This window comes from Bacillus cereus group sp. BfR-BA-01441 (genome assembly GCF_022663075.1).
In the GTDB taxonomy this organism is placed as follows: Bacteria; Bacillota; Bacilli; order Bacillales; family Bacillaceae_G; genus Bacillus_A; species Bacillus_A cereus.
This window is the reverse complement of sequence record NZ_JAKUEU010000121.1, coordinates 1-10,406: the sequence shown is the minus strand read 5'-3', so window position 1 is coordinate 10,406 and position 10,406 is coordinate 1. Positions and strand designations below refer to the sequence as shown.

Below are 10,406 nucleotides of genomic sequence, written 5' to 3'. Positions count from 1 at the left end.
AACCTAAAAAAGAGAAAAAGGTTCAAGAAGTAGCTATACAAAAAGAGACTCTACAAGAACAAGGTAAAATTTCTTATACTCCCATCACACACGAATCTACAAACACAAGTATTCATATTACAGACTTAAAAGATTCTTTAAATGAAGTACAATATAAAATTTGGCGCACAGCTGATGGAAAGGAACGTGCTAAATCTTTTTCTTCTAAAGAAAAAGAGAAACAATTCACACTTCCTTTTGATATAAAGGAATTTGAAGGAAAACGCGGTGAGTTCCAAATTGAAGCAATAGGAATGAAAGAAGATGGGAAAACAATCCCGCTTACGAAATCTACTATTACTTTCGAACAAAAGGTTCCTGTTCTTATGTATCACGCAATTGATGATTATCATGGTCAAGGTATTAAAGACTTATTCGTATCACCAGCTAACTTTGAAGCACAAATGAAACATTTAAAGGACAATGGTTATACGCTTTTAACGTTTGAACGCTGGGGTGATATAAATAAAGTAAATAAGCCGATTTTCGTTACATTTGATGACGGTATGAAAAATAATATGAATGCATTTCGCGTTTTACAAAAGCTAAAAGATGATACTTTTAAACCGGCAGCAACAGAATATATGATTGTTGATAACGTTGATGTAGAAGGAGCATTGTCTACTTCTGAAATAAAAGAAATGGTTGATTCCGGCATTTTCTCGGTGCAATCTCATACTGCAACACATGCAGACTTACCGAAAATTACAAACTATGAGGAAGAGTTAAAAGGTTCAAAAGAAAAACTAGAAAAAATAACAGGTAAGCCTGTTATCGCGATTGCTTATCCATTCGGTCATGTAGATGATAAGGTTGTTACAGAAACGAAGAAGTATTATCAATTTGCGACGACGACAAAGCCTGGGCAATTCATTACGAAGGGTGAACCTGATGAATTGTTAAAGATGAAGCGCGTTCGTATACACCATACAACGACTGTAGAGCAGTTTGCTTCCTCAATTAAGTAAATGTAAGAGCTCAATACATTTTGAGCTCTCTTTTTACTTTATATTTATATATATTTTTAGAATTTTCTTGTATTATATATAGTAAGAAATCTTTCAAATTAAAGGAGATTATACATATGTCATTTGAACAAACGTTAGAGAAATATGCTGCTCTTGCAGTTAATGTTGGTGTTAATATTCAACCTGGACAAACTTTATCAATTAGTGCACCTCTTGAAGCTGTACAATTTGTACGCCTCGTTACAGAAAAAGCATATAAATCTGGTGCAAAACACGTATATGTAGATTGGAATGATGAGACGTTAACACGCTTAAAGTTCGATCTAGCTCCTGAAGAAGCTTTCGCTGAATTTCCATCTTGGAAAGCACATGCTCGTGAAGAATTAGCAAAAGAAGGCGCTGCATTTATGTCTATCTATGCAGAAAACCCTGATTTATTAAAAGGTGTAGAAGCATCGCGTATTGCAACAGCTCATAAAGTAGCTGGAGAAGCAATGAAAGTATACCGTGATTACGTACAAGCAGATAAAGTAAGTTGGTGTGTCATTTCTGTTCCTACGAAAGAATGGGCTGCGAAAGTATTCCCTGACGTAGCGCCAGAAGAACAAGAAGCAAAGTTATGGGATGCTATTTTCAAAGCTACTCGTGCTGATTTAGAAAATCCTGTAGAAGCATGGAAAGAACATGATGAAACATTACATACAAAAGTGGATTACTTAAACGAAAAGCATTATAAAGCTCTTCACTATACAGGTCCTGGAACAGATTTAACAATCGAACTTCCAGAAAAACATGTATGGGCTGGTGCTGGTAGCTTAAATGAAAAGAACGTACCATTTATGGCTAATATTCCAACTGAAGAAGTATTTACAATGCCACTTAAAACAGGTGTAAACGGCCAAGTTTCTAGTACAAAACCGTTAGTATTTGCAGGTAATATTATTGATAATTTCACGTTAACATTTGAAAACGGGCGTATCGTAGACTATAAAGCTGAAGCTGGTGAAGAAGCTTTAAAACATTTAGTAGAAACAGATGAAGGTTCTCACTTCTTAGGAGAAGTAGCTTTAGTACCTCATGACTCACCAATTTCAAACACAAATGTTTTATTCTACAATACACTATTTGACGAAAATGCATCTTGCCACCTTGCAATCGGAAATGCTTATGCATTTAACTTAGTTGGCGGAAAAACAATGTCTAAAGAAGAACTTGCTGAAAACGGCGCAAACGCTAGTATCACACACAACGACTTCATGATTGGATCAGCTGAGCTTGATATTGACGGTATTACTGCTGATGGCAGACATGAGCCTATCTTCCGTAAAGGTAACTGGGCGTTTTAAATTTATTACCATAAAGAAACACATTGGATAATCCAATGTGTTTCTTTATTTATTTGGTCTCAATTCAAATTTTATCGTTCTATTTTCATGCGTAAACTCCGGTCTATACGTAGCGATATACGTATTTTCTTTCGCTACGTCAAATAGCATGATATCTTGAATTTTTTCATCTGGTGCTAACTTTTTACTAATAAAGCTATCAGGGTTATTATATTCTTTAAATCTTGTACCTTTCTTATCGGTAATCTCAAATTCATAAAATGCAAAAGGTATTTCCTTTTTACTATTATTTTCTACTTTGAAAATAATCCCCAAAATCTCCTCTTTCTTTTTATTCTCATCATAATCCGGATATCCTAATTTAACTGAATCGATAGTTACTTGCAAACCATCTACGTCTACTGTCTCCCCTATTTTATACACTTTATCTTGAACATCTTCTTGTTTACTTTCATTACTATCTTTAGTCTCAGTGCAAGCACTTAAACTAAAAGCTATGCCAAAAATTAAAACAATTTGACTTACCTTTTTTAACATACTCTTTCCTCCACATAAGACAATATTTCATATGTATCATAACAAAACGCTTTACTCTTTCTTGTCATATTTTGTCGTATTAATTGTTAACTGCACAAATAGAAAAAAGCTATCTTCTACAAAAGATAGCTTTCATGATGCCGATGAAACCTTAAGCCCAATGACACCCAAAACAATAAAAAGAATACAAAATGCTTGAAATAAACTAATATGCTCTTTAAAAAAGTACACACTGATGATTGTAATAAGTAATGTTCCAACGCCAGACCAAATAGCATAAGCAATACTTAAATGAATCTTTTTCACAACGATGGCAAACACGCTGAAACAAATCCCATAAAACACGAAAATCAGTACACTTGGAACGAGCTTTGTTAAACCATTTGATAGTTTCATCGCAATTGTTCCAGCTACTTCAAAAATAATTGTAACAAGTAATAATAGCCAATATACCATACTAGAATCTCCTTCTCTGTTACCTTATAGAGATTCTAGTATACTACTTATAATCCCAATGAAATATATTTAATTTCTAAATATTCCTCGATGCCGAAATGGCCTCCTTCACGACCGATACCACTTTCTTTAAATCCACCAAATGGTGCTTGTGCAACTGATGGAAGACCATCGTTTAGACCGATAATACCGTACTCTAACGCTTCACTAATTTGGAATGCTTGGCTAATGTCTTTCGTGAAAATATACGCAGCTAAACCGTATGGTGTATTGTTTGCACGTTCGATTACTTCATCAACTGTTTTAAATTTCGCAACTGGTGCCACTGGCCCAAATGTTTCTTCATTCATACAAAGCATCGTATCATTTGCCAACCCAATTACAGTCGGTTGAATGAAATGTCCCTCTAACTCTGCGACCTTTTGACCACCATATAAAACTGTTCCACCTTTTTGAATAGCATCTTCAATATGTTCTTGTACTTTTGAAACTGCATTCTCATCAATAAGTGGCCCGACAGTCGTTCCGTCACCGAAACCGTCTCCTACTTTCAACTGCCCTACTGCCTTTTGGAACTTCTCTACAAATACTTCGTATACTTCTTCTTGAACGAATACTCGGTTTGTACATATACACGTTTGTCCTGCATTACGGAATTTCGAACCAATCACCGCTTCTACTGCTTTATCTAAATCTGCATCATTCATTACGATAAACGGAGCGTGTCCCCCTAACTCAAGCGAAACTTTTTTCATCGTTTGCGACGCACTAGCCATTAACTCTTTCCCGATTTCCGTTGACCCTGTAAAGGACACTTTTCGAACGCGACCATCTTCCATCCATGTATCAGCAATTGCTTTTGCACTACCTGTTACGATATTGATTACGCCCTTTGGAATATCTGCTTCATGGGCTAATTCAGCTAATTTCAATGCAGTTAATGGCGTTTGACTTGCCGGTTTCACAACGGCTGTACAGCCTGCTGCAAGCGCTGGGGCTACCTTTCTCGTAATCATAGCAGCTGGGAAGTTCCAAGGTGTAATAGCAGCCATAACGCCAACTGGTTGCTTCATAACTAAAATGCGCTTATTCGGATGAGCAGCAGGAATCATTTCACCATATACGCGTTTCCCCTCTTCTGCATACCATTCAACAAAACTGTTTGCATAATTTACTTCACCAAGCGCTTCTGCAAACGGCTTCCCTTGTTCCTTCGTCATAATCGCTGCGATCTCTTCTTTATTTTCATCAATAAGCATGAACCACTTTTTTAACTTCGTTGCACGATCTGCTGCCGTTAACTTAGACCACGTTTTAAAAGCTTCATGTGCAGCATCAACAGCTTGCTTTGCCTCTGTTACTCCGCCTTTTGGTACAGTTGCAAATATTTCCTTCGTCGCAGGATTATTTACTTCAATTTGTTCTTGTAGTGTAATCCACTCACCATTTATATACATCGCCTTTTTATCTATACTTACGAAAGTCGCCTTTTTATCCAATGTTTTCTTCCTCCTCTATGAACTTCTTAATTTTTCTAGTAGCAGCAGATTGACTAATTTGCAAAAACTCAGCCACTTTATAACTTGATCCATACGTTTTATACGCTTTAAGAATTATATTTCTCTCTACCTCTTCCAGCATTTTATAAAGGCTTTGCCCCGATTGTTCAACTGCAGCCTCTTGCATAGAGAGTGGCAAATCCTCTACCGTTACAACATCATCAACAGTAATAACAATTCTCTCAATTACATTCTCTATTTCTCTATTGTTCCCTTCCCACGGATATCCAACAAACATTTGTAACGTACTCGGCGCTAGTTTCACATCACGTCCGTACTTTTTATTAAAGTGCTGCAAGTAATGATAAATAAGCGGCAAAATATCTTCTGTTCTTTCCCTAAGCGGGGGAATTGCAATTGGAATGACATTCAAACGATAGTATAAATCTTTCCGAAATGTTCCTTGTTTCACCATCTCGCTTAAATCTCTATTTGTTGCCGCCACAATTCGAACATCTACTTTTTTTAATTCTCTTCCGCCTATAGGACGAAATGTTTTTTCTTGCAATACTTGCAAAAGCTTCGCTTGAATTTCAAGCGGCATTTCACCGATTTCATCTAAAAAAAGAGTTCCTTTATGCGCGGATTCTAATAGTCCCTTTTTCCCTTCACGATTCGCACCTGTAAAAGATCCACCTGAATATCCAAAAAGCTCCGATTCAATTAAATTAGTTGGTAATGCCGCACAATTAATTTCATAGAAACTTTCATGCTTACGGTGACTCACTTCATGTAAATGGCGTACTAATCGACTTTTTCCTACTCCAGTCTCGCCTAAAACGAGAACAGTACTATCCACTACAGATACTTTTTTGATTGTATCGACTATTTTTTGCATAGCTAGACTTTTAAAAATAAGTCCTTCATGCTCATATGTTTCTCTTAATTCTTTTTTATATGTTTTTAGCTGATTATCCATTTCCTCTACCTTTTGACGTAATTGATAGAGTTCAGTAAGGTCGCGAGAATAACTAATCACTCTTCTTAAATTTCCCTCATCATCAAAAACAGGCCTTGTACGAACGTGTAAATACTCTCCTGATTTTGTAGTTTGAACGAGTTCAATTGGCCTCTTTTTTTCAATCACTTCTAATGTCGCTGATGGATAAAAGATTCCATCCTTTTGTAGTTCTTTTACATGCTTACCAACTAACTCTTCTGCAGCTAGTTGGTAGTGCCTTTCACATGTACTATTTACACGTACAACGATCCCTTGCTCATCTGTAACAAAAATTTCGTCAAACGCATATTCAAATACATCTTTTAAATCCATTAACACTCGTTCCTTTTCTGCAACCACCCTAGCCACCCCTAACTTCAAATCCATCGATCCACTTCACTACCTTTATTATAAAGTGAATTTTCTGCATTTAATATAGAGTCAGCTAGAATGTTTGCTATTTATACTTCAGTTTTTAAACGCGAGCGATGTTTGTTTGCTCATAACAAGCTTGCAATGATTCTTCAATTATTGTTAAACCTTCTTCAAGTTGCTCATCTGTAATAACTAAAGGCATTAACACACGGATAACATTTCCATATGTCCCTGCTGATAATAACAGTAACCCACGCTTATTTGCTTCTGCACATAGATTAGCCGTTAACGTTTTGTCAGGTGCTTTCGTCTTACGATCTTGAACGACCTCAAATGCACACATTGCGCCTAACCCACGCACATCACCGATGCAATGATATTTATTTTTCATCTCTTCGAATCGGTTCATTACGACTTTTCCTAATTCTATCGCTCTATCATTTAATTTCTCATTTTCTATTACATCGAGAACAGCTAATGCAGCCGCACATCCTAATGGACTTCCTGCATACGTTCCACCAAGTTCACCTGGTGCAGACTCATTCATAATTTCTTTACGTCCAATGACACCACTTATCGGTACACCAGCACCTAATGATTTAGACACTGTAATTAAATCTGGAACGACATCATAGTGATCAATTGCAAAATATTTTCCTGTACGACTAAAGCCTGTTTGTATTTCATCCGCTACAAATAAGATGCCGTTCTCTGAACAAATGCGGCGTACTTCTTGAACAAATTTCTTACTTGGGACGATAAATCCACCTTCCCCTTGAACAGGTTCCATTACAACAGCTGCAATTGTTTCTGGTGCTACTTCCGATATGAAGAAGTTCTTAAACTCTTCAATAATAAAATCATCATACTGCTCTTCCGTTAATCCCTCTGGGCGACGGTATTCGTATGGAAATGGCGCTTTATATACTTCTGGAGCAAAGGGACCAAACCCAAATTTATATGGCTTCACTTTACTTGTCATCGTCATTGTCATTAATGTACGCCCGTGGAAACCTTTAGAAAATGCGATAATACCAGGTCTCTTCGTATATTTACGAGCGATTTTCACCGCGTTCTCAACTGCTTCTGCACCACTATTTAAAAACAGGACTTGCTTATCGAAACTTCCTGGTGCCAATGCCGCAAGCTTTTCTGCTAATTCAATATATGGCTCATACATCATAACGTTAAATCCAGTATGAATGTATTGATCGACTTGTTTATGGAGCGCTTCTTTAACCGTTGGATGACAATGCCCTACGTTAATTGTCCCGATTGCTCCTGCAAAATCAATGTACTGATTGCCATCAACATCTGTTACAAGAGCACCATTGGCAGATCGTACAAACGTTGGGATGCCGTTACTTACTCCTTTTGGTACTATATTTTGACGGCGTTCTAATAAAGATGCCGCTTTCGGTCCTGGAATTTGTTCATTTACTTTAGCAAATTTTTTTGTGTTCATTGCGTACCCCATCCTTTTCTTTACATTGTTTTCTCTTTTTATTGCAAAATATATGCCAACTTTCTTTTCTAGCATTTATCCTATATTCTTTGTATCCAGGCATAAAAAATAAGTCTATAAAGACTCATTAAGAGTCTTTATAGACTTATTTTCCTTACACATTAGACTCTTCTTTCTCCCAGAAAAACTCACCCGATTGAGAAATAAACTCTCCAACAGAATCTAACACTAAATCAGCAAGTGGTTCTAATGTTGGACGGTCTCCTGTACCAGATAGCACCCCAATTGCATAGCAATCGCCATTTTTAGCTAAATGTAAATCAGTTGGCGTATCTCCAACAACCGCAACCTCACATGATTCTAAATTAAATTTCTCACAAAACACTTCTATAATCTTTTTATCTGGTTTTTGCGCAGGGAATGTATCCGAGGCTATAATATAATCAAAAAAGTTCTCCAACTTATATTGTTTTAAAAATAATTCTGTTGGTGCGAAATCATCCGCCGTGACAACCCCTAATATAAATCCTTTATCTTTTAATGCCTGTAACACTTTCGGTAAGTCTGCTGTCATTTTCATATGCGAACGATGCTCATACATAAGGGAAAATAACTTCTCACTTACCCACTGATGCATCTCTTCTTCTCTAGCAGACTCAATATAATTACAAAGCCCCTTCGCTACATCAAGGCTTGTTCCAGCAGCTATTGCACTCCTTGGATTAACAAATGCTCCCTCTACACCAATCTCTTCTAATAAGGTCTGCCGCATTGTACTTGGTAAATGATATAAACTTATACATTCAGCTACAAGTTCTTCAGCTACTTTTATCCATATTGAATGAAAATCCATTAATGTCCCATCTTTATCAAATAATATTGCTTTTACCTTCTCCATAGCATCCTACCTCTCATTTCTTATCTCTTCCAGTGTATCAATAAAGTATGGATGTAAAATAAAAGAATTGTAAAAATACCATAAAAATCAAACTAACTCCCAATTTACAATTCATTTTAACAAAGTAAAAAAGGATGCCTTTACAGGGCATCCTCTTGATGTTCAGGAACAAATAGTTCTAAACAATGATATATATTTTCGAATTCCATCGGTGCATCTCCACCATACTCACCATCTAAATTAATCATTAGTTTATCTGGTGAATGTACTTTAATTCGGTTCGCTTGTGTATATAACACTTTTGGATTATTAATATGTTCACCACGTTGTGCTTGTGTTGCTGCTTTAATTAAATCAGCGATAGAACCTTTTTTCAGTACTAATAGGTCAAATAACCCATCGTTAATAGATGCATACGGTGCTACCTTTTCAAATCCACCTACTGAACGAGTATTCGTAATTAAAAACATCGTAATTTCTTCTTGTAGTAACTTTCCATCATACTCAATTTCAACATATGTCGGATGCAATGATGGTAACATCTCGATACCTTTTAGGTAATAAGCAAGCTGCCCTAATACTGTCTTTAACTTACTCGGTACTTCGTATGTTAATTCTGTAATACGACCGCCACCAGCGATGTTAATAAAATATGTATCGTTCGCTCTACCAAGGTCTAATGGCACTGTTTTTCCTTCGCAAATAATATCTGCTGCCTCTTCAATAGAACGAGGTACACCAATTGCACGTGCAAAGTCATTTGTCGTTCCAACTGGAATAATTCCAAATTTCGGACGGAATTCATGCCCAACTAAACCGTTTACTACTTCATTTAACGTACCGTCGCCACCAGCCGCAATAACAACATCAAACTTACGATCCGCAGCTTGCCTCGCCGCCACAGTAGCGTCTCCAGGACCCGTTGTCGCATGACAAGATGTCTCATAGCCAGCTTGTTCTAATTTTTGTAATACTTCTGGTAAGCTCTTCTTAAATAGCTCACGCCCAGAAGTAGGATTATAAATAATTCTTGCTCGCTTCATCATTTATTAGCACAGGAAATTTCTTTATGTATCGAAAAAGAACATACTGAACTTCTGTTCAGTATTCCCATGCCTACCTCCTCTCATCTTGCTATCCTTCTTTTATCCCGCTCAAACAGGCAGTAAGAACCCGATTCGTGTAGTCCATCAAAAGTAAATATTCATTTCAATGGTTTTTTATTTGACTCCAAAATTTATCCCGCTATTTGCGGGCAGTAAATGCCCGATTGGTGAGGGCTAATAATCAGTGTTGGATGAACCTCCCACTGATTAAAGTTTCACTTTATTTCTATCCATTCTTCCATAAAAATTTACATATAACGAATAATAACTATCTATTATTTCATGAGATGAAAAAAAACCTCTATGTTTAGATTTATCATTATTCCCACCTTTTTGCAACTATCATACCATAGTTGCTATACAAACATTTTTCCACTTTTGACAGTTAATCAAACGTTTGTTTAAACGATTTTGTCTCATTTAAACAAACGTTTGATTAACCTAGAAAAACACCCATGTACGGGTGTTTTTCTGCTTAATCTTTAAAAGTCACTACTATTATCGCTTATTAATCTCTTCAAGTAAGATTTTGTTAACAAGCGGTGGATTTGCTTGTCCTTTTGTAGCTTTCATAATTTGACCAACTAAGAAGCCAATTGCACGGTCTTTACCGTTTTTAAAGTCTTCGATAGATTGCTCATTATTATCAAGAATTTCTGTTACAACTTTACGAAGTGTACCCTCGTCAGAAATTTGAACAAGACCTTTCGCTTTAAC

9 protein-coding genes and 1 pseudogene are annotated in these 10,406 nt (G+C 36.5%); 2 read left to right on the top strand and 8 right to left on the bottom strand.

Annotated features, from left to right (window positions below; translation table 11 throughout):
- A partial coding sequence (locus MR107_RS27570; RefSeq protein ID WP_242292976.1) for a polysaccharide deacetylase family protein occupies positions 1 to 1,007 on the top strand: 1,007 nt, incomplete at its 5' end.
- Between the two features lie 116 nt (positions 1,008 to 1,123).
- A complete protein-coding gene (locus MR107_RS27565) occupies positions 1,124 to 2,353 on the top strand; it encodes an aminopeptidase (protein WP_000007349.1) in 1,230 nt (409 codons plus the stop codon).
- Positions 2,354 to 2,398: 45 nt separating this feature from the next.
- On the opposite strand, the gene MR107_RS27560 is transcribed toward MR107_RS27565, so the two are convergent.
- From MR107_RS27560 to MR107_RS27525, 8 genes and pseudogenes are all read right to left on the bottom strand, one after another.
- Positions 2,399 to 2,890, bottom strand: a complete 492-nt coding sequence (locus MR107_RS27560) for a DUF4352 domain-containing protein (protein ID WP_000915110.1) — start codon at positions 2,888 to 2,890, stop codon at positions 2,399 to 2,401.
- Positions 2,891 to 3,022: 132 nt separating this feature from the next.
- Positions 3,023 to 3,346, bottom strand: a complete 324-nt coding sequence (locus MR107_RS27555; RefSeq protein ID WP_000263262.1) for a DMT family transporter — start codon at positions 3,344 to 3,346, stop codon at positions 3,023 to 3,025.
- Positions 3,347 to 3,393: 47 nt separating this feature from the next.
- Positions 3,394 to 4,845, bottom strand: coding sequence for an NADP-dependent succinate-semialdehyde dehydrogenase (gene gabD, locus MR107_RS27550; RefSeq protein ID WP_242292975.1), 1,452 nt, complete (start codon positions 4,843 to 4,845; stop codon positions 3,394 to 3,396).
- Entirely contained in the window at positions 4,838 to 6,205 is a 1,368-nt protein-coding gene (locus MR107_RS27545; protein ID WP_000225136.1) for a sigma-54 interaction domain-containing protein, read from the bottom strand. Before MR107_RS27545 ends, gabD begins: the two co-directional genes overlap by 8 nt.
- Before the next feature lie 115 nt (positions 6,206 to 6,320).
- Positions 6,321 to 7,685 (bottom strand): 4-aminobutyrate--2-oxoglutarate transaminase, encoded by a 1,365-nt coding sequence (gene gabT / locus MR107_RS27540; RefSeq protein WP_033685433.1) that lies wholly within the window; start codon positions 7,683 to 7,685, stop codon positions 6,321 to 6,323.
- A 154-nt stretch (positions 7,686 to 7,839) separates the two neighbouring features.
- A complete protein-coding gene (locus MR107_RS27535) occupies positions 7,840 to 8,583 on the bottom strand; it encodes an HAD family hydrolase (RefSeq protein ID WP_000416671.1) in 744 nt (247 codons plus the stop codon).
- A 140-nt stretch (positions 8,584 to 8,723) separates the two neighbouring features.
- The gene (locus MR107_RS27530; protein WP_000977679.1) at positions 8,724 to 9,629 is read right to left on the bottom strand and encodes a diacylglycerol kinase; all 906 of its coding nucleotides are present in this window, start codon (positions 9,627 to 9,629) and stop codon (positions 8,724 to 8,726) included.
- Between the two features lie 558 nt (positions 9,630 to 10,187).
- Positions 10,188 to 10,406, bottom strand: a pseudogene (locus MR107_RS27525) (Asp-tRNA(Asn)/Glu-tRNA(Gln) amidotransferase subunit GatB); the annotation flags it as partial.

Bases quoted from the DNA above. Each gene is read 5' to 3' on its own strand.
- MR107_RS27565 (WP_000007349.1), top strand. From the start codon at position 1,124: ATGTCATTTGAACAAACGTTAGAGAAATATGCTGCTCTTGCAGTTAAT.
- MR107_RS27560 (WP_000915110.1), bottom strand. From the start codon at position 2,890: ATGTTAAAAAAGGTAAGTCAAATTGTTTTAATTTTTGGCATAGCTTTT.
- MR107_RS27555 (WP_000263262.1), bottom strand. From the start codon at position 3,346: ATGGTATATTGGCTATTATTACTTGTTACAATTATTTTTGAAGTAGCT.
- gabT (WP_033685433.1), bottom strand. From the start codon at position 7,685: ATGAACACAAAAAAATTTGCTAAAGTAAATGAACAAATTCCAGGACCG.
- MR107_RS27535 (WP_000416671.1), bottom strand. From the start codon at position 8,583: ATGGAGAAGGTAAAAGCAATATTATTTGATAAAGATGGGACATTAATG.
- MR107_RS27530 (WP_000977679.1), bottom strand. From the start codon at position 9,629: ATGATGAAGCGAGCAAGAATTATTTATAATCCTACTTCTGGGCGTGAG.